This window comes from Coriobacteriia bacterium, assembly GCA_013334745.1.
Lineage (GTDB): Bacteria > Actinomycetota > Coriobacteriia > Anaerosomatales > JAAXUF01 > JAAXWY01.
Map to the genome: position 1 here is coordinate 1 of JAAXWY010000039.1, position 21,700 is coordinate 21,700.

General features: G+C 64.2%; 29 protein-coding genes. 2 read left to right on the top strand and 27 right to left on the bottom strand.

The genetic code is table 11. The annotated features are described in order from the left end of the window. The 7 genes from HGB10_09430 to HGB10_09460 form a co-directional block, all read right to left on the bottom strand. Nucleotides 1-1,585, bottom strand: a 1,585-nt coding sequence (locus tag HGB10_09430; protein ID NTU72022.1) for a ribonuclease J, incomplete at its 3' end; no start/stop codon positions are given. Between the two features lie 160 nt (nt 1,586-1,745). Then, nucleotides 1,746-2,639 (bottom strand): 4-hydroxy-tetrahydrodipicolinate synthase, encoded by an 894-nt coding sequence (dapA, locus tag HGB10_09435; protein NTU72023.1) that lies wholly within the window; start codon nt 2,637-2,639, stop codon nt 1,746-1,748. Nucleotides 2,640-2,783: 144 nt separating this feature from the next. Then, complete coding sequence (locus tag HGB10_09440) at nt 2,784-4,019, bottom strand: aspartate kinase (GenBank protein ID NTU72024.1); 1,236 nt, start codon at nt 4,017-4,019, stop codon at nt 2,784-2,786. Nucleotides 4,020-4,022: 3 nt separating this feature from the next. Then, nucleotides 4,023-4,817, bottom strand: a complete 795-nt coding sequence (locus HGB10_09445) for a 4-hydroxy-tetrahydrodipicolinate reductase (GenBank protein ID NTU72025.1) — start codon at nt 4,815-4,817, stop codon at nt 4,023-4,025. 22 nt (nt 4,818-4,839) lie between these two features. Continuing rightward, complete coding sequence (locus tag HGB10_09450; GenBank protein NTU72026.1) at nt 4,840-6,093, bottom strand: insulinase family protein; 1,254 nt, start codon at nt 6,091-6,093, stop codon at nt 4,840-4,842. A gap of 104 nt (nt 6,094-6,197) precedes the next feature. Beyond that, complete coding sequence (locus tag HGB10_09455) at nt 6,198-7,190, bottom strand: hypothetical protein (GenBank protein NTU72027.1); 993 nt, start codon at nt 7,188-7,190, stop codon at nt 6,198-6,200. Nucleotides 7,191-7,197: 7 nt separating this feature from the next. After that, nucleotides 7,198-7,479: a peptidylprolyl isomerase gene (locus HGB10_09460; GenBank protein ID NTU72028.1), complete on the bottom strand. Its 282-nt coding sequence runs from the start codon at nt 7,477-7,479 to the stop codon at nt 7,198-7,200. A gap of 333 nt (nt 7,480-7,812) precedes the next feature. On the opposite strand from HGB10_09460, the gene HGB10_09465 reads away from it, so the two are divergent. Further along, complete coding sequence (locus HGB10_09465) at nt 7,813-8,352, top strand: hypothetical protein (GenBank protein NTU72029.1); 540 nt, start codon at nt 7,813-7,815, stop codon at nt 8,350-8,352. Between the two features lie 122 nt (nt 8,353-8,474). On the opposite strand, the gene HGB10_09470 is transcribed toward HGB10_09465, so the two are convergent. From HGB10_09470 to HGB10_09565, 20 genes are all read right to left on the bottom strand, one after another. Then, entirely contained in the window at nt 8,475-9,377 is a 903-nt protein-coding gene (locus HGB10_09470; GenBank protein NTU72030.1) for an FkbM family methyltransferase, read from the bottom strand. A gap of 252 nt (nt 9,378-9,629) precedes the next feature. Then, entirely contained in the window at nt 9,630-10,343 is a 714-nt protein-coding gene (gene aqpZ / locus HGB10_09475) for an aquaporin Z (GenBank protein ID NTU72031.1), read from the bottom strand. A gap of 94 nt (nt 10,344-10,437) precedes the next feature. Further along, nucleotides 10,438-10,797 carry a DUF1801 domain-containing protein gene (locus HGB10_09480; GenBank protein NTU72032.1) on the bottom strand — a complete coding sequence of 120 codons (360 nt, stop codon included), beginning with the start codon at nt 10,795-10,797 and terminating at the stop codon, nt 10,438-10,440. Next, a complete protein-coding gene (locus HGB10_09485) occupies nt 10,794-11,024 on the bottom strand; it encodes a DNA-binding protein (protein NTU72033.1) in 231 nt (76 codons plus the stop codon). The genes HGB10_09480 and HGB10_09485 overlap by 4 nt, the downstream gene beginning before the upstream one ends. A 16-nt stretch (nt 11,025-11,040) precedes the next feature. Further along, nucleotides 11,041-11,478, bottom strand: a complete 438-nt coding sequence (locus HGB10_09490; GenBank protein NTU72034.1) for a hypothetical protein — start codon at nt 11,476-11,478, stop codon at nt 11,041-11,043. 52 nt (nt 11,479-11,530) lie between these two features. Then, nucleotides 11,531-11,872, bottom strand: a complete 342-nt coding sequence (locus HGB10_09495; protein NTU72035.1) for an alkylphosphonate utilization protein — start codon at nt 11,870-11,872, stop codon at nt 11,531-11,533. 117 nt (nt 11,873-11,989) lie between these two features. Further along, nucleotides 11,990-12,553: a dihydrofolate reductase family protein gene (locus HGB10_09500; GenBank protein ID NTU72036.1), complete on the bottom strand. Its 564-nt coding sequence runs from the start codon at nt 12,551-12,553 to the stop codon at nt 11,990-11,992. After that, nucleotides 12,546-13,451 (bottom strand): alpha/beta hydrolase, encoded by a 906-nt coding sequence (locus tag HGB10_09505; GenBank protein ID NTU72037.1) that lies wholly within the window; start codon nt 13,449-13,451, stop codon nt 12,546-12,548. Before HGB10_09505 ends, HGB10_09500 begins: the two co-directional genes overlap by 8 nt. Continuing rightward, nucleotides 13,448-13,873: a hypothetical protein gene (locus HGB10_09510; GenBank protein ID NTU72038.1), complete on the bottom strand. Its 426-nt coding sequence runs from the start codon at nt 13,871-13,873 to the stop codon at nt 13,448-13,450. Before HGB10_09510 ends, HGB10_09505 begins: the two co-directional genes overlap by 4 nt. Nucleotides 13,874-13,987: 114 nt before the next feature. Next, nucleotides 13,988-14,956 carry an NAD(P)-dependent alcohol dehydrogenase gene (locus HGB10_09515; GenBank protein ID NTU72039.1) on the bottom strand — a complete coding sequence of 323 codons (969 nt, stop codon included), beginning with the start codon at nt 14,954-14,956 and terminating at the stop codon, nt 13,988-13,990. A 5-nt stretch (nt 14,957-14,961) separates the two neighbouring features. Continuing rightward, complete coding sequence (locus tag HGB10_09520; GenBank protein ID NTU72040.1) at nt 14,962-15,357, bottom strand: DUF1801 domain-containing protein; 396 nt, start codon at nt 15,355-15,357, stop codon at nt 14,962-14,964. A 1-nt stretch (nt 15,358) separates the two neighbouring features. Next, nucleotides 15,359-16,312, bottom strand: coding sequence for a hypothetical protein (locus tag HGB10_09525; GenBank protein NTU72041.1), 954 nt, complete (start codon nt 16,310-16,312; stop codon nt 15,359-15,361). A gap of 97 nt (nt 16,313-16,409) precedes the next feature. Beyond that, a complete protein-coding gene (locus HGB10_09530; protein ID NTU72042.1) occupies nt 16,410-17,480 on the bottom strand; it encodes a GNAT family N-acetyltransferase in 1,071 nt (356 codons plus the stop codon). Nucleotides 17,481-17,516: 36 nt separating this feature from the next. Further along, nucleotides 17,517-17,984 carry a DUF1294 domain-containing protein gene (locus HGB10_09535; GenBank protein ID NTU72043.1) on the bottom strand — a complete coding sequence of 156 codons (468 nt, stop codon included), beginning with the start codon at nt 17,982-17,984 and terminating at the stop codon, nt 17,517-17,519. After that, complete coding sequence (locus HGB10_09540; protein NTU72044.1) at nt 17,875-18,318, bottom strand: DUF1801 domain-containing protein; 444 nt, start codon at nt 18,316-18,318, stop codon at nt 17,875-17,877. The genes HGB10_09535 and HGB10_09540 overlap by 110 nt, the downstream gene beginning before the upstream one ends. A gap of 28 nt (nt 18,319-18,346) precedes the next feature. Next, nucleotides 18,347-18,619 (bottom strand): DUF2277 domain-containing protein, encoded by a 273-nt coding sequence (locus HGB10_09545; GenBank protein NTU72045.1) that lies wholly within the window; start codon nt 18,617-18,619, stop codon nt 18,347-18,349. 18 nt (nt 18,620-18,637) lie between these two features. After that, nucleotides 18,638-19,081 carry a hypothetical protein gene (locus tag HGB10_09550; protein ID NTU72046.1) on the bottom strand — a complete coding sequence of 148 codons (444 nt, stop codon included), beginning with the start codon at nt 19,079-19,081 and terminating at the stop codon, nt 18,638-18,640. A 64-nt stretch (nt 19,082-19,145) separates the two neighbouring features. Then, nucleotides 19,146-19,829, bottom strand: a complete 684-nt coding sequence (locus HGB10_09555) for a hypothetical protein (protein NTU72047.1) — start codon at nt 19,827-19,829, stop codon at nt 19,146-19,148. A gap of 7 nt (nt 19,830-19,836) precedes the next feature. Further along, nucleotides 19,837-20,679: a class I SAM-dependent methyltransferase gene (locus HGB10_09560; GenBank protein ID NTU72048.1), complete on the bottom strand. Its 843-nt coding sequence runs from the start codon at nt 20,677-20,679 to the stop codon at nt 19,837-19,839. A gap of 66 nt (nt 20,680-20,745) precedes the next feature. Next, a complete protein-coding gene (locus tag HGB10_09565; protein NTU72049.1) occupies nt 20,746-21,093 on the bottom strand; it encodes a DUF2200 domain-containing protein in 348 nt (115 codons plus the stop codon). Between the two features lie 214 nt (nt 21,094-21,307). Between HGB10_09565 and arr the strand changes: the two genes are divergently transcribed. Beyond that, a partial coding sequence (arr, locus tag HGB10_09570; GenBank protein NTU72050.1) for an NAD(+)--rifampin ADP-ribosyltransferase occupies nt 21,308-21,700 on the top strand: 393 nt, incomplete at its 3' end.

The window sequence follows — 21,700 nt, forward strand, 5'->3', positions numbered from 1 at the left end:
CCACGTGTAGATCGGTGACGCCCTCCTTACCGGTCTTGGCAAGGGTCTTGGCGATCCGGGCGCGCGCCTCAACGAGCAGTGGGTCTCCGTCTCCACCCACGACAAGTCCGCGGGTGACGAGCTCGGGGTCGCCGACTACGCGACCCGTCTGCGCATCGATGGCGATGATGATCGTCGCGACCCCGTCTTGCGCGAGCAGCTGGCGGTCTCGAAGAACGACCTGGCCGACGTCGCCGACGGACAGTCCGTCGACGTACACGACGCCATGGTCGACGGGGGTTCCTCGCTTGGCGCCTTGGGCGTCGATCTCGAGGCAGTCGCCGTTGTCGAGGATGAAGACGTCCTGCTCGTACATGCCCACGTCGTACGCGAGATGCGCGTGCGCGGCGAGATGCCGTGTCTCGCCGTGGATCGGCATGAAGTACGTGGGCTGTGAGAGGTTGAGCATCAGCTTGAGCTCTTCTGACGCAGCGTGACCCGAGACGTGGACCATCGCCGAACCCTTGTGCAGAACGCGGGCGCCTGCCTTCGTGAGGCGGTTGATGACGCGGCTGACGGCTTTCTCGTTTCCCGGCACCGGTGACGCCGAGATGACCACGGTGTCACCTGCCTCGACCTGCACGGTGCGGTGGTCGCCGTTGGCCATGCGAGCAAGTGCGGAAAGCGGCTCACCCTGACTTCCGGTGCACAAAACCACGACTTTCTCGGAGGGAAGCCCGCCCGCATCGAACGCGTCGACGATCCACTCATCCGCGATCTCAAGGTAGCCGGTCTCGCGAGCGATCTTGGTGTTGGTCACCATCGAGCGGCCCGTCACGACGACCTTGCGGCCGGCGGCGACTGCGGCGTCACAGACCTCCTGGATGCGGTGGATGTGGCTGGAGAACGACGCGACGATGACGCGCTGCTCGGCAGCGGCGATCATCTGACGCAGGTTTTTCCCGACCTCGGCCTCCGACACGGTCATGCCGCGGGTCTCAGCGTTGGTCGAGTCGGACATGAGCAGGTCGACGCCGGTCTTGGCGAACTTGGCAATCGCACCATAGTCCGACAGGCGCCCGTCAACGGGTGTCTGGTCGAACTTGAAGTCACCCGTGTGCAGGACGGTCCCGGCCGGTGTACGGATGAACACGCCTACGGCATCCGGGATCGAGTGGTTGACGGCGAAGAAGTCGAACCCGAACGAGCCGAGCGAGACGTGCCCGCCGGCCCGGACCTCACGCAGCTTCGCCTTCTTGATCTTGTGCTCGTCGAGCTTGCCCTGGATGAGGCCGAGGGTGAGTTTCGTGCCGAGTACCGGCACCTGTGCTCCGACCTCTTTGAGCAGGTACGGCAAGGCGCCCGTGTGATCCTCGTGGCCATGCGTGATCACGATGCCCCGGAGCTTGTCCTTGCGCTTGGCGATGTAGGAGAAGTCGGGCAGGATCAGATCGACGCCGGGATGGTCGTCGTCGGGGAACATGATTCCGGCATCGACGACGATCATGTCGTCGCCGTACTCGAACACGGTCATGTTCTTGCCGACCTCGTCGAGCCCTCCCAGCGGGATGACTCGCAGGCGTGGCGGTCTCTTCTGTTTTGACATGCGGGTAGGCACGTCTCCTTCCGGCCGCGTAGGCGGCATACTTGCGAGCCCAGTGGGGATCGCGTTCTTGATGCAACACAACCGCCACCGCACGCGGCGACGGATCCGTTCGTCTCACTGGCACCCGACCCTGGCGTACCGGGTGGGTGCACGGGTGGCGCTAGACGAGCACTCCGGTGCGGCGCATCACTCGCTCGAGTTCCGCGGTCTGGTCCGAAGTGGCGTCGATCAGGGGCAGGCGGAGTCCGCCGACCGGGAACCCTTGGAGTTCGAGGGCCTTCTTGACCATGATCGGGTTGCTCGTCATGAAGAGCGTCTTCATCAATGGCGTCAGCTCGAGGTGTATCCGCAGCGCACGCGTGTGGTCCCCGGCTGCTTGAGCGGTGACCATCTCCTTGAACCGCAGGCCGGCGACGTGACTCACCACTGAGATGACGCCGGTACCACCGAGCGCCATGAGAGGCAGTGTGTCCTCATCGTTGCCGGAGAGCACCTCGAAGCCGTCGGGCGCGCCGTTGGTGATCTCCGCGATCTGGCTCATGCTGCCGCTCGCCTCTTTCACGGCAACGATGTTCTTCACATCGTTGGCGAGGCGAAGTGTGGTCTCAGGCGTCATGTTGATGACGCTCCTGCCGGGGATGTTATAGAGGATGACCGGCAGGTCGATGGAGTTGGCGATCGTCTTGAAGTGCTGATACAGGCCCTCTTGCGGGGGCTTGTTGTAGTACGGCACGACGGCCATGATTCCGTCGACACCGAGGGCGGCGACATCTTGCGCGAACTCTACCGAGTCCGCCGTACAGTTGTCGCCGGCGTTCGCGATGATGGGTGCCCGACCGTCGACGGCCTCTATCACCGCTCGGAACAGGTCAAGCTTCTGGGGGTAGAAGACGGTAGGCGACTCACCGGTCGTGCCGCACACGACGAGCGCATCGCTGCCCTCGTCGAGCAGCTTGATGGCGAGCTCCTGTGCGCGAGGAAGGTCGAGTTCAAGCTCCGGGGTGAACGGAGTGACCATGGCCGTGATCATCCGGCCGAAACGCGGCGTACTCATGGATTGCATCCCCTCGTGGCGGGCGCGCGCGTCATCTGCGCACCCGGCTGATGTCTGATTCAGCCCCTATTCTGCCACAGAGCAGCGACATTCGCCGCCGAGCAACCCGCACGTAACCCAGACGTTGAGCACTTCTGCCCGATGCTACTCGGCGAGGCCGAACCCATCATGAAGTGCGCGGACAGCCGTCTCGGCGTCCTCGGCGGATACGAGCACGCTGATGGTGGTGTGTGAGTCCGCGGCCTGATAGACCGCGACCCCGGCCTCGTCGAGGAGCTCGGAGAGGCGCGCCATGACGCCGGGAACGCCGTGCATCCCGGCCCCGACGAGCGTCACCTTCGACAGGCCTTCACGGACCGTGCAGCGGAGCCCGAGTGTGTCGACAACCGCCCGCGCCTGCGCGAGTGCGGCCTGCGGCACCGTGACCACGAGTCCGTCCCCGGCGGGGGTGAACATGTCGAGGGATACGCCTGCATCGGCCATGGCGCGGTAGACACTGGTCTGAGCGGCCATGTGGCCGGGCGTGCCCTCTCGATCCTCGAACACGACGCGCACGCGAGCTATGCCGTCCGCATGCGTGACTGCTGTGGCGACGCGATCGGGGCGGTACGCGGCGATATCGGCCACGCACGTACCGGCATGATCGCTGAAGGTGTTGCGCACGCGCACCGCGATGCCCGAGTTCAACGCGAGCTCAGCAGCGGGCGTGTGCACGACCCTGCTTCCTGCCTTCGCCATCTGGAACAGTTCGTCGGCGCCGATGACGTCAAGCACCTCGGTGCCGTCGCACGTGCGTGGGTCAGCCGTCATGACGCCGTCGACGTCGGTGTAGATCTCGACCTCCTCGGCGCCAAGCGCGACGCCGATCGCGCATGCGCTGGTATCGCTGCCGCCTCTGCCGAGTGTGGTCAACGTGCCGTCCTCGGAGATGCCCTGGAACCCGGCGATCACCGGCACCACGCCGGCGGCGATGGCGGCTAGGATGCGGTCGGCGTGGATACGGGTCACGGCCGCGTTGCCGGGGACGCCATCGGTGAAGATGCCCGCATCGGCTCCCGAGAAGGCCTCGGCGGCGATCCCGGAGGCGCGCAGTTCAGCTGCGAGCACCACGGCGGTCACGAGCTCACCTACGCTTGCGAGCAGATCGCGTTCGCGCTCATCGCTGGGCATGCCGTCGATGAGATCGAGAAGCGTGTCGGTCGCATAGGGCGCTCCGCGACGACCCATCGCGCTGACCACAAGCGCCGGCGCCTTGCCAAGCTCGACTGCAGCGCTCACATGTCGCGAAATCGCTTCTCGACCGGAACGATCCGCGACCGAGGTTCCGCCGAACTTCATGACGACGACGGGGCGGGAGTTGAAGTCGGGCGTACCGGACACGCTCTACTCCCCCATCACATTCTCGAGGCCGACGACGAGCCCGCTGCGCGAGCCGACTTCGCGGCACGCAAGGACGACACCAGGCATGAAGCTCGTGCGGTCGTTGGAGTCGTGGCGGATCGTGAGTGTCTGGCCATGACCCCCGAACAACACCTCCTGATGTGCAGTGAGTCCGGGAAGCCGCACCGAGTGGACCGTGACTCCCTCGACGAGTGCGCCACGCGCGCCTTCCATGCCCTGCAGCTCGGTCTCGCGACCGGGGACCGCGGGCACCGACTCTCGGGCGGCTGCAATCATGCGTGCGGTGCGAATCGCCGTTCCCGAGGGCGCGTCGGCTTTGCGGTCGTGGTGCAACTCGGTGATCTCGACGTAGGGCATGAAGCGGGCGGCCTGCTCGGCGAACTGCATCATGAGCACGGCTCCGATTGCGAAGTTGGGGGCGAAGAACAGGCAGGTTCCCTCGGGGGCGACCGTCGCGAGTTCGGCGAGTTTCTCCTCCGAGATGCCCGTGGTACCGACCACGCAGTCAACACCTGCCGCGAGCGCGGTGCGCACGTTGCTCTCGACCACGGTGGGGTGCGTGAAGTCGACCATGACGTCCGGCTTGTACTCGGCGATGACGCTGGCGAGCTCGCCGCGGCACTCGATTGTGATGCCGGTCGCGCCGCTCTCGATGCACACGCCTGTCGCGCCCGTATCGACGGCGGCGCAGACTTCCATGCCGTCTGCGGCGGTGACCGCACGGACGACCTCTCGGCCCATCTTGCCGGCAGCGCCGACCACGAGAACTCGAATCATCTGGATAATCCCTTCGTGAAGACTAGTCGGTGAGCGCCGCGACCTGCTCGGCGTCGAACGGGCCGATCACGGCGAGCGTTGCGGGCGAGTCCAGAACCCGGGCCGCCACGCGGGAGATGTCCTCATGCGTAACGCGCTCGTAGCGGTCGATCGCCTCGTCGGTCGACAGGATCTCCAGGCCGCCGATCTCAGAGCGCCCGAGCCGCATCATGCGCGTCCGAGTGGCCTCGGTGGACAGCACGAGGTGTCCTGAGGAGGACTCGCGCACACGGTTGAGCTCATCGTCGGTAACGCCGTTGGCGATCACGTCAGCGAACTCCTCGCGGATCATGCCAATGACTCGCTGTGCGTTGTCGGGATGGGTGCCGACGTAGACGGCGAAACCGCCGGTGTCTTGGTGCATGAGCGGGAACGCCTGCACCGCGTAGGCCAGCCCGTGCTGCTCGCGGATCTTGTGGAACAGGCGCGAGGACATCCCACCGCCCACGATGTCGCTGAGCAGCTGCAACGCGAACCGGTCCTCGTCGGCGGCCGAGATGCCGATGGTGCCGTAGAGGATGTGCGCCTGCTTGGTGTCGTCCCACAGGCTCGCGTGCGACTTCTGGCCGATCGGCTCGATGGACTCGCGCTCCGTGCGCGGGCCCTCGGGCAGGCCTGCGAGGTGCGCTTCCACGAGCGCCACCAGGTCGTCGTGATCGACGTTGCCCGCAGCCGCGACGACGACGTTGCCAGTGACGAAGTGCTTGTCGCGGAATGCGTTGGCCTCGGCGTTGCCGAACGTCTCGACGGTCTCGCGCCTGCCGATGACCGGGAGTCCCAATGGGTGCTGCGGCATCAGCGCGGACTCGAAGACGTCACCCACGTGGTCCTCGGGGTTGTCCTCCATCCGGCCGATCTCCTCGAGAACGACCTTGCGCTCCTTTTCGCACTCTTCTTGCAGGCACGAAGCGTTGACGACCATGTCACCGAGAATCTCGAAAGCGAGCGGAAGATGCTGGTCCAGGAAGCGTGCGTAGTAGACCGTGTACTCCTTGGAGGTGCCGGCGTTGAACTCGGCGCCCATGCGGTCGAACTCCTCGGAGATGTCCTTGGCCGAACGCGTGGGCGTTCCCTTGAACATCATGTGCTCCATGAAATGCGACATGCCCGCCTCTTCAGGCGTCTCATCTCGGCTGCCGACTGCGAACCAGATGCCGAGGGTCACCGAGCGAACCGACTCCATGTACTCGGAGATGACGGTGATGCCGTTGTCGAGGACGGTCTTGCGATAGAACATTCGCGCTCCTAGGTTGAGGCGGGGTGACGCATGAAGTGTCCATGATAGCGCGCCTCACCGAGCGCGCGGCGGACGATGAGAACCTGCGTGTGGCGTATTCGAATTCAGCGTACCGAACTCCCGCCGACGAGAAGTGCGTACGTGTCGTCGGGCCGGTCTCGGCCTGCGTGGATCCAGGCATCGCGCGTACTCTGGGACTCGGCTTCGGGCGACTGTGGAACCAGCGTCGCTACGGCCGGGTCGGCCGACGGGATGATGCTGCGAGGACCCTGCGCGCGCTCGATCTCCTCGGCGATGAACTCGGTCTGCAGGTCCCGCGTGTACCGCTTGCCACCGCTGCCGACCACGATGAGCTGCGGTTCCTCACAGATGGGCCCGGCCGCACGCAGAGTCTGGTCGATCTCGCCGACGTAGGTGATGTCCGTAGTCTCGATGAGGGTGTATCCGCTGCCGCGGAATCCCGGGCCGGTGCCGCGAAGCGCGACGGCCGCATGCTCCTGAGTCGGGAAGACCCAGATGCCCGCGTCGTAGCCCTCGTGTCGGAGCAGCGACCAGAGCAGCACGCTCTTGTCGGCGCACACTCCCCTGCCTTGGGCGACCGTGACTGCGGGCATGTAGGTGTTGCGGTGCAAGGTCCCATACGGAATCGCCTGCACGGCGCGAGCCATCAGGTCCACGTAGTCGTCGTCAGAGAGGCGCAACTGCTGACGCAGTACGACAAGCCGTTCGGCGAGAGCTTCGACGAAGGGATCTGTGCGCTGTTGCGAGTCGAGTGCCGAGAACGATGCCGCGCGCACCGAGCGGTTGAAGCCGAACAGGGCAGTCGCATCCACGCCCCTCGCAGCCGCGAGGTACGACGTGGCTACCGGGACTCGAACTGTGAAGTTCGCGCCCCGGTAGGGCACGTCGAGTGTGACGCTGGTGCGCGGTCTGGCCGAATGCGTGGCCGCAAGTGCGCGCGTGTCTGATACAAGCGTGACGTACGCGGCCCACGTGGATGTCTGCGCGCTGGCATAGCGCATCGTGGCGACAGCCATGATGAGAAGGGCCGAAACCACCACAGCCCGCCTGAAGATGCGCGCGGCACGCAGATACATGACGTTTCTAGTCGGTGCGGTTCGTGACCTCGATCAGATGGAAGCCAAACTGCGTCTGCACGGGGCCGTGAACGACGCCGACCTCGTCGTTGAAGCAGACGTCGTTGAACTCCTTGACCATCTGACCGGGCGAGAACTCACCGAGGTCGCCGCCGCGGGCGCCTGAAGGACACGTGGAGTGCTGACGTGCCATCTCGGCGAAGTCTGCGCCGGCAGCAATCTGGGCCTTGATGTCGTTGGCCTGCTCGGCGGAGGGAACGAGGATGTGACGGGCTGCAGCGCGAGCCATGGTGACTCCTTGTCGACGTGGGTTGATGCTCGGACGACCAGTGTAGTCGAGCTCTGTGCGATGGCTCAACGCAAACTCAATGCCACGGCAACTTCCGTTCAACCGGTCGATTGCATTGTGTACCCAATGGTATGCGCGGATTCGGCGATCTGCGCGCAACACCGATGAATCGGAAGGGGCACTGTGATGAAGAATCCGTATAGGTTGGCCCTCGGTACTGCGCTCGCTGCAGCACTAGTTCTTGCGACGGCGAGTGTCGCCCTTGGCGCGCCTGCTCTCGGGCTTACTCCCACACGAAGCACTGTTACCTACCCAGGTGTGACGAGGCTGGTCGTGACCGCACTCGATGGCGAGACGTCGGTGGCCACCACGCTGACCATTCAGTACCGCCCGATAGGCACCGAGACGTGGAAGAAGTTCCGTAGCATCTCGGCTTCTCGCACGGCTTCGGGCCCCACTACCGTCACGGTGACCCCGGCGACGCTGAAGAGCATCACCGGCTTCAGGGTCATCGCCGAGGGCCTCGAGAGCGAAGTCAGTACCGTTTCGGTCAAGGCGCGACTTACGGCCCCGGTCATGCGCAGCAGCGTCAAGCGCACGAACTGGGTGACGATCAAGGGCCAGATATTTCCTCGCCACGCGGTCGGTAGTCATCCGGTCACCGTGACGCTGTGGAAGAAGGTCGGCGGCGACTGGGTCGAGCAGGCCACATTCCAGCCCGCAATCGTCGGCCGTACGCCCGACGGCTCCAAGTGGCAGACGCGGTATTGGTTCGGCGCCTACGACAAGGGCTCCTACCGTCTGCAGGTCTCACATGAGGACCTCAAGCACGCCGCATCGGTCTCGCACTTCAAGTACATGCGCGTTCGCTAGGAACACTGCTCCCCCGCTCGAGCGAAAGGCCTCCCGGGAACACCGGGGGGCCTTCGTGATTCGAGGGGGTCGGTCGCTGAGCCGATCGGGTGCTGTGCAAACCGGCTGGGTGGGATTCCAGACTAGCTTGCGATGTCGCTTGCCATGGCGTGCCTCGCGTGGGTGTCGTACCAGCCGGGAACAACGGCGCCAGTCATCGGTCGCAAGATGGATCGGACCAGACGTTGCGCCCTACCGGCTCCTCTGAAATGCCAGTTGGTCATGATTCCGTCGTCACCGAGCAGGTAGTACCCCGCACGAATGGCGCGATACTGAGCGAGTATCTTGTCCCGGGTCTTCCACTCAGCATCGAGTTCGGCACCGAACAGACCCGAAGCGCCCTCTTCGAAGCGGTGCGTGACGCTGGCTCCCTCCCGCGCAGGCACGGGTGGAGACTGCCGCAGTGGCAGTTCTGACTGCTCAACGGCCTGAAAGCTGTCGTAGCCGAGTGACACGAGTGTGTCTATCTCACGTCGGATAGCGGCGAAGCTCGTCTTGTCGGATTCAATCGAGAGGTAGTCGGGCCGCGTTGAGAACTGACGCAGTGCGTCGATGCAGACCTGGTCGCACCCCTCGATGTCGATCCTCATGTAGTGCGGCATGCCGTGGGCGATGAGGGCCGCACGGAAGTCCACGACCGGGACGTCCACGCGCCGGCTTGTGGCGCCGAGCCGTTCGTTGCGCTCCGCCCAACTCTGGCAGGCGGTGCCCCAGACCGATGTGCTGTCGTTGACGTAGAACGGTACCGTCTGCTGGCCGGCGGCAATCGCGTCCGCATCGACGATCGCGCCTTCGACGATCACGAGCCTACCGTCCGCTACAGCGCTCTTGAAACGGGCGCGGCAGGATTCGACCAAGTCCGAGTTCGCCTCGAACGCGATGACGCGGAAACCCTTCTTGAGGTAGTAGTCCGTGTCCTCGCCCATGTGCAGGCCAACGTCGAACACGAGGTCGCTCTGGGTCGCCGTTGTGAGGGGGTGAGTCATCTGCTCTCCAGGTTGTGCGGACTTGTGGGCTAAGTGCATTTTGCGGCTACGCACACCATCGGTGAAGGCTTGAACCGGATCAGTGTTGCTCGGGGTCCCTGTGGGAACCGCTGCCTCCGTTTGTGGACCAGATATCTCTTGCCGAACCACCCTGCGGGTCGTGCTTGCGCCCCCATCGGTTCAACACTAGCCACAGCGCAAGCAGTGCTGCAGCCGGGAGCATCACGATGAGGTAGGGCTCGATGCTGCTCATCAGCCCTCCACTCCGTCTGAGTCTGTTGGACCCCCCGCGAGCAGCGCGCGATAGATGGCACCACCCGCGAGTCCTCCAAGAATCGGCACCAGAATGAACAGCCAGAGCTGTTGCAGGGCCCAGCCTCCAACGAATACCGCCGGCCCTATGCTGCGCGCCGGGTTCACTGAGAGGTTTGTGACGGGTATTCCAATGAGGTGGATTGCTGTCAGGCATAGTCCGATTGCGATGGGAGCGAGCCCTTTAGGCGCCCGTGAATCGGTCGCGCCCATGATGACCAACAAGAACATGAACGTGAGGACGAACTCATGGACGAGCGCAGCAAGCATGCTGTAGCCACCGGGAGAGTGCTCTGCGTACCCGTTGGCTGCGAATCCGTCAGCCAGCGTGAAGCCCGGTGCGCCACTGGCAACCACGTACAGAACTCCGGCCGCAACAACCGCAGCGAGGATTTGGGTGACGATGTAGGGCACGAGGTCTTTGCCGTCGAATCGCTTGCCCGCCCACAGGCCAAGTGAGACCGCAGGGTTGAAGTGCCCTCCGGAGATGTGGCCGACCGCGAACGCCATTGTCATGACCGTCAGGCCAAATGCCAGTGCGACGCCAAGCCATCCGATTCCGACATCCGTGACGCCAGCCGCCAGAACCGCACTCCCGCAACCGCCGAACACGAGCCAGAACGTCCCGAAGAACTCAGCACTCAGCTTCCGAATCAACGCAGTTCCTCTCTACCGCCAGGTAGTAACGTACTTAGCCCTCAGTTGTCGATACCCAAACAACGTCGCATACGGCCAGGGGTCCGTCATCTCACTCCACACGCATCAACGCATACGATTGGGCGACGTACCCGCGGATACCCATGCGTTCGACATCGTGCAACTGAGTCAACCTGATATGTCGTCGGAGCTTGCCGCCTCCTTCGAGCACTCCGAGTTCGTCGTCGAGCTCGAAGCCTCGGCCGAATTCGACCGATACGTGTTGTGCGTACGCGAATACCCCGCAGAACTGAATGGGCGCGGAGAAGAGGATGCCTCCGTACATGACCTTCTCTGAGACGTCAGGTGCCACGGACTCGACGACCGTGCAAACAGCCTGAACGATCTCGAAGAAGGCGGGCTTATCCGCACGAAGCCGGTCGAGGTGCTGCTCGACACTCGTCTCGGTCACGCGCGTTCTCCGTTCTCCTCGGCGAGGCTCTGGCCACGAGCCGCCAGAGCGACCCTGATCTGACCGATCGCCTTCGCTCCCATGCCGTGCAGGCGGGTGAGGTAGGACTCGCGCACATCCGTGAACTGTTCGAGACGGGTGTAGCCGGCGCGCCTCAACGCCCGAAGCGCAGGACTTCCGAGTCCGTCGGGCAGGTCCTCATGCGGATCGAATTGCGGCTTGGCCATCTCGGACCTCTCTACGCTAGTCGCGTGCAGGTGCCTTTGCCGTGGACGCCGTCGGCTTGCGCCACACTTGAGTCAGTACCGCCGCGGCTGCCATCGCGATACCCGGCGCTGCCGCCATCCCTACGAATCCGCTGCTCCCACCGGCGCGATACGCCATGACCGCCCAAATGGCGACGAGGACCGATGCGGCCGCAGAGAGCCAGCCCACGCCGTCGGCAGCCCCAGCTCTCTTGATGCCGTGCAGCGAGAAGAACAACACGAGCCCCGATGCCACTGCGAAGACTATGGCGAACACCGCAGCCAGAGTGGCCGTCTCTCCCCACGACGGCATCACATAGGTACGCGAATACCAGTAGTCCGTCAGCGCATGCGCGACGGGTTGACTCCAATCCAGCGCGGGCCAGATCACGATGGGCAGAACGCCTGCCGCAAACCACCAACCAGCTTTCGCCACGATTCCCCCAAGTCCATGATGCCATGCGCCGTATGGTCAAGCGGAATGTGAGCTACGCCTTCTTCACAAACTCAGACTTCAGCGACATCGGCCCGACTCCTTCAACCTTGCAGTCGATATTGTGGTCTCCGTCGACGAGTCTGATGTTTCTGACCTTCGTTCCCACCTTCACGACCGCCGAGGTGCCCTTGACCTTCAGGTCCTTGATGACGGTGACCGAGTCGCCGTCGCACAGCACATTGCCGTGGACGTCGCGCACGATGAGCCCTGCGTCAGCGTGCTCCAAGGTAGAGCCGATCGGCCACTCGTGCGCGCACTCGGGGCATACGTGGAGATTGCCGTCCTCGTAGACGTGATGAGAGTTGCACTCCGGGCACATGGTGATGTCGCTCAAGTCAGACCGCGTTTCTCTCGTGGGGCGGGCCCTCGAGGGGCCACTGACGGATGATAGCGACTCTGAACCCGCCGAGACAGGTCCGGTCGGGCACAAACACGCGGCCGGTGGCCCTGGCTACGTGTTCGAGGCCCGGTAGTTCACGTAGACCACGCCGTTGTCGAACCGGCGTTCCTCGACCAACTCAAGGTCACGCCTGAAGCCGTCGGGAAGCGTTCGTGTGCCCCCGCCGACTATGACCGGGAACACGAAGAAGGCGTAGTGATCGACGAGCCCTGCGCCGATCGCCGCAGCGGCGAGTCCGGGACCGCTGACCGAGATATCACGGGGACTCTCGGACTTCAGCGTTCGAATGCTCTCGGGATCAAATGCGCGTTCGAGGCGAGTCCGTGCACTCGAGGGTGCGTCGAGTGTGGTGGAGTACACGACCTTGTCGGCCGCCCGCCACGCCTGCGCGAACTCCGAGATGATCGGTGGCTCTCCATCGTCAAGGCCGAGGGTTTCCCAGGCGATCATGATCTCGTACATGCGCCGACCGTAGAGATAGGTCCCGACGGTGCGCTCCAATTCGTTGGCGAACGCATGAACCTGCTCATCGGGCATCGCCCAGTCGAACCGGCCGGCAGCATCGGAGACGTAGCCATCAAGCGACTCGAGCATCGAGTAGATGAGCTTACCCATGTGGATCGGCCTCCAGGGTGTTGGCGGCAGCCACCTCGAGGTCGCTACCACGGCTCAATCGAGTCACCCACCGCACGATGTCGTCTGCAACCTGCTCGTGAACGAGGTCATTGTGCGGCTCATGGAGCGTGCCGGGGTAGAGCCGCAGGGTCTTGTCGGCGTTCGGGGCCGCCGCGAAGAGCGCTTTGGCACCCGAGGGACAGTTGAGTGGGTCGTCGGCTCCGTGCAACACGAGCAGCGGCAGATCGACGCGATGCAGGTCGTGCTTGAGCTGAGCGACGGTGTCCAGACTCTCCGTCCCCCACCGCACGGTGGCGCGGCCGGTGACCAGCGGGTCTGCTCGGAAAGCGGCGACCGCGTCCTCGTCGTGGGTCAACGAGCTCGCGTCGATGCCCAGACTCACGGAAATCTTCGGGAACACGTCGGTCAGGAGCCGTGCCATCGCGATCTGTACCGGGCCTGCGACCCCGATGGGCTCAAGCGCGACCCCGCTTATCACGGCGCCTGCCAGTCCGTCCGGGTACGCGACGAGGTAGTCCAAGACGACGAGCGAGCCCATGCTGTGTCCGTAGAGAACCACGGGCACTCCCGGATGCTGATCGGTCACCAACCCGAGGAACACTCTCAAGTCCTCGCGGTATTGTGTCCAGCGATCGATGTGCACCCGCACGCCGTCGGAGCGGCCGTGCCCGCGCTGGTCGAAGGCGTGAACAGCGATTCCTGCGTCCGTCAGCGCGCCGACGACAGTGCCATAGCGACCGCAGTGCTCGCCGACGCCGTGCACGAGCACGACAAGCGCCGTCGGGTCGTCCTGCGGCTCCCAGACGCAGCGGAACAGCGTGATGCCGTCGGAGCCCTCGAAGTGCTGCTCGGTGTGGCGTGCGGTATCGGCCGTCACTTGTCGGGGACCATCTTGATGACCTGCCACTTGGTCGCAGAGGGCTCCCACTGGAGGTGCACCGAGAAGCTCATCGGAGTCGAAGCCTCGGACGACGCGGGCGAGACGACGATAGTGGCCACCCCTCGGCGGGTGAGGTTCTCGTTTCCGGGGGTACGCGCCGTGTAGAGGCCGGGGTCGGTGCCGAGGGTCTCGGGAACGCTGGCTGCCATGGCCGCGATCTCGCTGTCCGAGGGCGTGCGTCCCATGTACCCGGCGATAGCGGCCGCATCACGTTTCGCCACCGCAGCCACGAAGCCTGTGGCGGTAGCACGTGCCGCATCTCCACGCTGTTCGCCAGCGGTTGTCCCCTGCGTGCACCCGCTTAGAGCAAGTAGCCCGAGAGTCACGAGTAGCAGCAGTGTGATGGTTCGGATTCTCATGATGCTCCAGTCAGTCGACGGCGTGGCTAGGCGTCGCATGAGCCGCACGCCCAGAAGGATAGCGCAGCGCATCGGGTGGGCGGTGAGACGGTCCCTGCGTGACCCCAGAGACGCTCATGAGCACTCCGAATCCACCGAGATGACCGTCTTGCTCGACACGTGCGCCTCATCAACGTAGCGGAAGGCGTCGCGCGTCTCCTCGAAGCTGTAGACGCGATCGATGACGGGTCTGACCTTCCCGGCGTCAATGAGATCCGCCAGTGCTGACAGGTCCGCAGTGTTGTTGATCGCAACGAAGGGCGCACCCTGCTGCTTCACGAACGGAGCCGTGAGGGCCGCAGCGATGATCCAGCCCATGCCGGCATGACCACTGCTCGGGAGGTGGATGCCACCCGGTGCGAGCGCCCGCCGGGTCTGGGCGAGTGTGTGGCTGGCCACGTTGTCCAGGATGACGTCGTAGCGAGCGCTCCCCTGGGTGAAATCCTCTTTCGAGTAGTCGATGACCGAGTCCGCTCCCAGCGCGGCGACCATCTCCGCATTGCGCGCGCTACACACACCCGTGACCTCGGCCCCGAGCGCCTTGGCGATTTGCACAGCGAACGTCCCCACGCCGCCCGATGCCCCGTTGATGAGCACCCGGCTTCCCGCATGCACCTTCCCGTGATCTCGAAGCGCGATGAGTGCGGTGCAGGCTGACGTGGGTACCGATGCGGCTTCCTGAAACGTCAGGGCGTTTGGCTTGGCCGCAATGCGGCGTACGTCGGCTCGGGCGAACTCGGCACACGAGCCGTGGCACTCGCCGTAGACCTCATCGGCGACACGAAGTTCTGTGACGCCAGGGCCGACGGCGGTGATGACGCCTGCGAAGTCGAGTCCGACGACGTGATCGGGCTTGGGTTTAGGGAAGCCGATGGCGAGCCGAGCCGGGAAGGGCTTGCCGCGCATCATGAAGCGGTCCCCCGCCGCAAGCGATACCGCGCAGACGCGGACGAGTACCTCACCCGGTCCGGGTGATGGAGTGTCGAGTTGCGCGGGCGAGATGACGTCAGCAGAGCCGTAGCCCGTCTGTATGAACGCCTTCACGTGCGCTACCTGCTCTTTGCGGTGTTGAGTTGAATGGCATCGCGGACGAGACCCATCAGGCCTTCGGCATCGATGGTGTCACCCTCGAACCAGTCGATGGCACGCCGCGTGTTGCCGTCGAGCCCGGAGTTGAAGAGGCTCGACGGATCCTCGAGCGCGGCGCCCTTGGCAAACGTCGTCTTGACGTGGTCCTTGTAGGTCTCGCCCGTGCAGATGAGCCCATCGTGGTACCAAGCCGGCACACCCCGCCACTTCCACTCTTCGACAACCTGCGGATCCGCTTCCTTGATGAGCGATCGGAGTTGGGAGAGCAGCTCGCCTCGCCAGTCGTTCAGCTCCGCGATCCGCGCGTCAATCAGCGCAGAGGGTGTATCTGATCGGTCCTGCTTGCCGTCTGCCATCTCACATATCTCCTTCACGAGCCGGGGGATCGGTCGCCGAGCAGGTGGTCTGCCAGGGGGCCTCGAGGCTCTCGCGAATGTCCGAGACCGCCCGTTCGAGGTCTGCAGCGGTCCGCATCGAGGTCTCCATGGGGAAGCTGGTCGTCACGAAGTGTTGCGCATACGGGAACACGGCAGCCTCGAACGGCATGGGGTCAAGCATTCCGGCACCGAACGTGTTCTCGCACAGCGAGATGTCCTCGAGCGGGATCTTGAGGGCCTGCGCCATCTCTCCGGGATCGAAGATCAGGCTGAACGGCTTGGTGGACTGCTGCAGTTCACCGCCATAGTCAACCGACAGGTTGCCCTCGACCCAGAGTCGCTGGTCGAGTGCTGTCTGCGTGCCGCGCGTCATGTCGGCGACGAGCGCGAGTCGGTTGTCCGACTCCGCACCCTCTACGTCGACGAGAACCTCACCTCTGTACGACGTCGTGACGACCGAGTGCGAGGTGCTGGGCAGGGTGAATCCTCGGCTTGGGTCGTAACTGTGAGCGTTACTCTCATACTCCTCGATGATCCACGAGAGCATGTCGGTCTCACGGTTCTCGGCCACGAGATAGAACTCCACCCGACTGCCCCAGAACACGTTGGTGTGGATGTTGAAGGCGCTCACGATCGCGCAGGGCCTGCTCGGTGTGTCGCTGAACATCGCAGAGGGGATCAGCGAGTAGCCCGGGGGCAGGAGGCGCGAGGCCGCCTCGGGGTCGGTGATCTCGAACGCGAGGAATACCGCGTAAGGCTCGACCACGAAACTCATGTACGGGTCGGTGCGCGACCCCCGCTCGATGATGTAGTCCTGAAGGCGGCGCGGCAGCTTGCGCAAGACACCGATGCCCTGAACGCGCATCGCCACCGTGCTCGGCACCACCGTACTCTCAGTGGCCTTGATGTAGTGGCGCAAGTCCTCGGGTCGCATGGCGTGACGTCTCCTCTGGATGCTGGTCATTCTGCACGACGAACACCGCATGCAGCACTAGGGGGATTCTATCCCCTCGCCTGGCGCGATGCCCTCGCTAGCTGTCCAGCAGGCGTGCGATGGACCACACATCGATGGGCGTGCCGTCGCGGATGATCGCGCGCTTGAGCAGACCCTCTCGCTCGAAGCCATGTCGCTCATAGAGCGCGAGCGCGCGCGGGTTCGTCGCCCAGACGTAGCCTTGGATGCGCGAGACGCCCGCGGTAGCAGCCCAGTCCACGAGGGCGTCGAGTAGCGCGCCTCCGACCCCGCGGGCGCGCCAGTCGCGATCCACCGATAGCCCGAACGTGCCTACGTGAGACTCATCGGGCAAGCTCCCGCCGATAAGGTCCACCAGCCCGACGACGGTGCCCTCGACCTCAGCGAGCAGCAGTGTGCTGCGCGCGGATGCAAGGTGGGCCGAGATGAAGGCGCGCTCCTCGTCCAGAGTGGGAATAGGGCGACGGAAGATGCCCGGCAAGTCCTCCGTGAAGAGCCGTTCGGCGTATCGCCTCAGCGGCTCCGCGTCATCGTGAGTGGCCGTGCGGATGGTCAGCTGCAACGCGCTATCCCTTCCGATTCCGGGGCTCAGGCCTCGAATGCCCGAGTCCACGTCGTACATGAGGGCGTCGATGCGCCCGCGGCCACGCGAGCGAGCGGGCATGTGAAGCAAGACCTCCCGTGCCTGCGGAGGAGCGGATTCGACGGCACGGCGTACCTCGGAATCGGCCGCCCCGGGCGCGCCGATGTGCGCAAGCTCGTGTGCGAGCGCGGCGTACGCCGCTGCACCGACGATGTGCTTGGTCTGATGAACGTCGGCCAAGGGGTGCGTATAGGCGCTCGCCGCGGCCAGCCCTGCAGCCCGGGCCGCCGCAGCCGGCGCCGGATCGTCGATCTCGCGAGCGGCTGCATGCGCTGCCATCGCCAGCGTGCGCAGGTGTGCCGAGCGCCTTCCCCCGGCCGCGAATTCGCGGATACCCGCGATGGCTGCTCTCGGTCGCCCGTCCGAATCATCATGCGTCTCGAAGATCGGGAGCGCCCGCTCGGCGCAGTCCGCAGCCCATGCCCCGATGGCCCGCAGCGACTCCATGCTGAGCTCGAAGTACCGAGTCTCCTGATCGTTCATCACGCGGCGCGAACCTCCCCAGAGCATCTAGCCACAAGCCTAACCCCAGCCGACAACCACGAGAACGAGCAGCCCCACGTTGGCAAGAACCGTTGCCCAGAAGACCCGCTGGAAGGGCTGCTTCTGCGTCTTGTGACGAAACAGCTGCTGCGCCGCCATGGCTCCCGGCCAACCACCCGCCAGCGCGAGAAGATGAAGCGCGGTCTCAGAGGTCCGCCAACGGCCGCGTTGAGCTGCGGACTTGTCGGCGGCGTACGCCAAGAACAGCACGAGGCTCATCATTGAGTAGAGAGCCGCAATCCACAGCGGCAGCACGCCGGCGAGCGAGAGCATGCATACGACACCCAAGAACGCTGCGCCCAACAGGGTGAATCGGGTACGTCGCTCCGCGAACATACTAGGGCTGACCCCATCCGGGCAAGTGGCTCGCCTGTTCAACCCAATCCGCGAACTGCTTCTCATCGAAGGGAGCATCCTCGTAGATGTCGAGGTAACGCACGTTCTCATCCTTGGACACGCCAGGCGGCACGGGGTCGAGGGAAGCGCCATCGAAGAACGCGACCTTCACGTACTTGTTGAAGCAGTGGAAATTGAGGAGCCATCCATGCTCCGGCGCTCCGTAGAACGGCGAATTCCAGCGGACGGCTTTGCGCACGTCCGGGATGGTGCGCACGATGATAGCGTCAAGGCGCAGACCAAGTTCGTGCTTCCAGCCGGGCATTGCGGCGATGTACGCCTGGACCGGTCCGTCGCCATCGCCCTTGGGAATCTGAGGATTCCCTCCCGAGAGCAGCACCGGCTCTTTGGGCTGTCCTGGCGTTTCAGCTGATTGGTCCTTCATCGCGCACCTTCCCTACTCGACAGTTGCATTACGCATCACCGAACCTCCGCCGCGCGCGCTCATGGGCTTTCGCTCGTTCGACCTCTCGGTCTCGGGACGGCGCGCTGGTCGTCAGCGAGTCGAGGAGCCTTGCCGTCGCGCCGGCGACGTCATCCACGGCCTGCTCGAAGGCGGCCACATTCGCCTGCGATGGCTTCGCAGAGCCGCTGACCTTCCGAACGTACTGTAGAGCGGCTGCTCTGATCTCCTCGTCGGTTGCGTGAGGCTCGAAGTTGAAGAGGACTCGGATGCTTCTGCACATCTAAACCGCCTGCTCTCACTACTTCTTGCGCTTGAGCGTCTGCATCCATGGTACGAGCACACGAAACTCGATGCGAAACACCGGCTCTTCGCCGAAAGCGTCATCCACCACAGCGCCCTCCGGCAGCGGGAACAGATCGAATCCCGGCTCGACCTCTGTGGACCCTTCCTCATCGCTGACGAGCACGCCCGCAACGTTGAACCACCCGCCGTACACGACGTTTCCTCGGCCAATGGAACCGGCTACGAAGACCTCGCTCTCGCGCGCGAGGTCGACCCCCATGTCCGTGAGCAGCTTGGCGACCGCAACGGGATAGACGTACCCGGAATCTCGGGCCGCGATGAAGTTCGCGCATTCATCGCAGCCGCACTCGACCGATGCGCCTGGATGGCCTTTCGCGTACGCATTTCGGGTTGCGTCGACGTCGACGTCGGCAACCCAGCCTCGGTAGTTGAAACGCATGCTCGCGATCCTTTCGTTGTCCGAGCGAGTCCCGATCTGCGCCGCTGCTGCAAGAGCTCCGGGGTCATCTACCCATCGGGATCAGGCCGCTGAGCGCTCCGTACACCAGGAGTACTCCCAGCACGGCGAGGACCCCTGCGGTGATCGCAGAACCATTCTGGCCTAGCCAGATCCTGGCCGCAGCAAGGCCATCAGCCGAGCGATCCGGTGCGACCACTGCGACGGCGACCGGCAGGGTGACGCTCAGGCTGGCTGTTGCGAGGAACACGACCAGCACGAGCCACTCAAGAGCGATGCTGGTGGACCCACCGAGGATCGCCAGCACCCCCGCGATGACGAACGCCAGCGTCTTGGGGTTAAGTGATGCGTACGCAGCCGCAGCCAGAAAGGCGCGAGGAGCCGATAGCTCGCTCAGCGAGCGCATCCATCTCGGCATCTCTTCGTCCGCGGCGGACGACTTCTTGCGCCGCTTGGCTGCCGCCAAGAGGATCAGCAGGGTGCCGACCGCCAGCTTCAGCATCAGCCTGAGGCGGGACGGCTCGCTCGAGAGAGCACTCACATCACCCATGAGCATTGCGGCTGACCCGATGATCAGCAGCCCTGCCAGCCAGCCGCCTGCGAACGCCAACGCCGTGCGTCGCGATGATGACGCCAGGATGGTCGCCGAGATGATCGCTGGCGGATTGAACGCCACGCCGGCGGCGGCTATCAGCAGTTCGACCATGAGCGATCCGGACAGTGCGGTCACCCGCCAATCATCGAGTTTGCGAGCTTGTGCTCGGGAGGGGCTTGACTGCGGTGAGCGAGAACATCAGTGGGATGTCTCCGACGCCCGGCGGCACTCTCCACAGGCCGTCCTCGTCCTGGACCATGAACTCCAGCGCCTTCCACGCAACTACCGGGTACTCCCGAAGCTGTTCTATGTGAAGTCCGTGCTTGACGAGGCACCCGACGATCTCCGCGAACGTGTGCTGCCATGCATAGGAATCTGCGACGAAGTCGGCGTCGCGATCAGCGTAGCTACCGTGCTCTTCGAACCGCAGAGGTTCACGGGAGAAGTAGGGATAGATCACCCGAAGTACCGATTCGGTTGTGACGTCGTCAAACACCGTTAGAAACGGATGCGCGTCAATGATGTGGAAGACGCCGCCCGGTGCCAACCGAGAAGCGATCATCTGTGCCCACTTATCGAGATCAGGCAGCCACATGACCGTCCCGTAAGACGTGAAGACGACGTCGTACGCCGCCCGCGCTACATCATCCGGCAGTTCGGTCACGTCCGCCTGAACGAAGCGGGCCGGTAGGTCGAGACGCGCCGCTATCGACTTGGCGGCTGCGATTGCGCGCGGAGAGAAGTCGACGCCCGTGACATCGATCGCACCCGCTCGAGCGAAGCGCAGTGTGTCGATTCCGATGTGGCACTGCAGGTGCAGCAGCCGCTTGCCCGTAACTTCCCCCACGACCTCGCGAGTCACCCAGTCAAAGGGCCGAGACTCGGGATTCGCGACGAACCCATCGACGTCGTAGTCGGTTCCGGACATATGCAGATCCGACCACCCGTCCCACAGGCGCAGATTGGCGGCGATTTCTTCTTGCACGAGCTCCTCCTGGATCGGACGTTGTTGAAGATGGTTCAGGGCATTCGGTCGCTCACGATGCTGTGTCTAACGCAGGATCTTCTCGATTGTCTTGCCCTTCGCGAGCTCATCGACCAGCTTGTCCAGATAGCGGATCTTCTGCATGAGCGGGTCGTCGACCTCTTCAACGCGCACGCCGCACACCACACCCGTGATGCGGGAAGCGTTGGGATTGAAGGCCGGTGCCTGGTCGAAGAACGTCGCAAAGTCGACTTCGTCCTCGATCTGCCGTTTCAGATGCTGTGGGTCGTACCCTGTCAGCCACATGATGACCTCATCGACTTCCGCGTGCGTGCGACCCTTCCTCTCCGCCTTCTTGACGTAGAGCGGGTAGACCTTCGCGAACGGCATGGCGAACACGCGACTCTCGTTCAAGGTCATCTCCCTACTTCATCCGCCATGACGACGTGATGATCGCGACGGCCCGCGCAGCATGGCCTCGCACGTCTGTTCCGTATCAGTCTACCGCTGACGTACACAGCCAGACGGGTCGCCTACGCCTGATGGCGGCCTGGCCCCGAGTCGAATCGACCATCCCTGTCCGGAACACTAGACTCTGCTCTGACCAAGGAGACGAATGCCCATGGAAATCGGACCGGATTCTGAATGGGTGCCCTGCACCTATGAGCACTGCGAGCACGTGCCGGGCCCGTTCTACCACGGTACTGCGGCGGCGCTGGAGCCCGGAACCCTGCTGAGCCCCGGTTTCGAGTCCAACTACCAGAAGGGCCGGATCTCCAACAACATCTACTTCACGACACTCCCCGCGCCAGCCGCGGGCCTCGCGGCTGAGCTTGCCGTCGCCCTGACCGGAGCCGAGCCGCCCGGGCATGTCTACCTGGTGGAGCCCACAGGTCCTTTCGAGGACGATCCGAACGTCACCAACAAGCGATTCCCGGGGAACCCCACCAAGTCCTATCGGAGCACTCATCCGCTCCGCATCATCGAGGAGGTCGAGGACTGGGAAAGAGATCGGAAGAGC

What these genes read in the sequence shown, in the direction of transcription:
- dapA (NTU72023.1), bottom strand. Translation starts at nt 2,639, where the DNA reads ATGAGTACGCCGCGTTTCGGCCGGATGATCACGGCCATGGTCACTCCG.
- HGB10_09445 (NTU72025.1), bottom strand. Translation starts at nt 4,817, where the DNA reads ATGATTCGAGTTCTCGTGGTCGGCGCTGCCGGCAAGATGGGCCGAGAG.
- HGB10_09450 (NTU72026.1), bottom strand. Translation starts at nt 6,093, where the DNA reads ATGTTCTATCGCAAGACCGTCCTCGACAACGGCATCACCGTCATCTCC.
- HGB10_09455 (NTU72027.1), bottom strand. Translation starts at nt 7,190, where the DNA reads ATGTATCTGCGTGCCGCGCGCATCTTCAGGCGGGCTGTGGTGGTTTCG.
- HGB10_09460 (NTU72028.1), bottom strand. Translation starts at nt 7,479, where the DNA reads ATGGCTCGCGCTGCAGCCCGTCACATCCTCGTTCCCTCCGCCGAGCAG.
- HGB10_09470 (NTU72030.1), bottom strand. Translation starts at nt 9,377, where the DNA reads ATGACTCACCCCCTCACAACGGCGACCCAGAGCGACCTCGTGTTCGAC.
- HGB10_09485 (NTU72033.1), bottom strand. Translation starts at nt 11,024, where the DNA reads ATGGCCAAGCCGCAATTCGATCCGCATGAGGACCTGCCCGACGGACTC.
- HGB10_09500 (NTU72036.1), bottom strand. Translation starts at nt 12,553, where the DNA reads ATGGGTAAGCTCATCTACTCGATGCTCGAGTCGCTTGATGGCTACGTC.
- HGB10_09510 (NTU72038.1), bottom strand. Translation starts at nt 13,873, where the DNA reads ATGAGAATCCGAACCATCACACTGCTGCTACTCGTGACTCTCGGGCTA.
- HGB10_09520 (NTU72040.1), bottom strand. Translation starts at nt 15,357, where the DNA reads ATGGCAGACGGCAAGCAGGACCGATCAGATACACCCTCTGCGCTGATT.
- HGB10_09525 (NTU72041.1), bottom strand. Translation starts at nt 16,312, where the DNA reads ATGCGACCCGAGGACTTGCGCCACTACATCAAGGCCACTGAGAGTACG.
- HGB10_09535 (NTU72043.1), bottom strand. Translation starts at nt 17,984, where the DNA reads ATGAGAACGTGCGTTACCTCGACATCTACGAGGATGCTCCCTTCGATG.
- HGB10_09540 (NTU72044.1), bottom strand. Translation starts at nt 18,318, where the DNA reads ATGAAGGACCAATCAGCTGAAACGCCAGGACAGCCCAAAGAGCCGGTG.
- HGB10_09545 (NTU72045.1), bottom strand. Translation starts at nt 18,619, where the DNA reads ATGTGCAGAAGCATCCGAGTCCTCTTCAACTTCGAGCCTCACGCAACC.
- HGB10_09550 (NTU72046.1), bottom strand. Translation starts at nt 19,081, where the DNA reads ATGCGTTTCAACTACCGAGGCTGGGTTGCCGACGTCGACGTCGACGCA.